The organism is Xenorhabdus bovienii (genome assembly GCF_024721015.1).
In the GTDB taxonomy this organism is placed as follows: Bacteria; Pseudomonadota; Gammaproteobacteria; order Enterobacterales; family Enterobacteriaceae; genus Xenorhabdus; species Xenorhabdus bovienii.
This window is the reverse complement of record NZ_JANAIF010000309.1, coordinates 1-527: the sequence shown is the minus strand read 5'-3', so window position 1 is coordinate 527 and position 527 is coordinate 1. Positions and strand designations below refer to the sequence as shown.

Below are 527 nucleotides of genomic sequence, written 5' to 3'. Positions count from 1 at the left end.
AGTCTGAATTTCTTTGCACAATTAGGTGTTCAGGCGCTGGATAAATTAAAATCCACACTGGATGCATTTGTGCAGTTAGGCGTTCAGGCACTGAATAAATTAACCGCACCCCTGGATATATTTTCACAGCTGGGAACTCAGGCGCTGGATAAATTAAAATCCACACTGGATTCATTTGTGCAGTTAGGCGTTCAGGCCCTGAATAAATTAACCGCTCCCCTGGATGTATTTGCGCAGCTGGGAACTCAGACGCTGGATAAATTAAAATCCACACTGGATGCATTTGTGCAGTTGGGAATTCAGGCCCTGAATAAATTAACAGCTCCCCTGGATGTATTTGCTCAGTTAGGACTTAAAGCTTTTGAAGAATTAAAAGCCAGTCTGAATTTCTTTGCTCAATTGGGAATTCAGGCGCTGGATAAATTAAAATCCAGTCTGGATGCATTTGTGCAGTTGGGACTTAAAGCTTTTGAAGAATTAAAAGCCAGTCTGAATTTCTTTGCACAATTAGGGATTCAGGCGCTGGA

General features: G+C 41.9%; 1 pseudogene. It reads left to right on the top strand.

The annotated features are described in order from the left end of the window. Positions 1 to 527: pseudogene (locus NXS07_RS20735) on the top strand (phage tail protein); the annotation flags it as partial.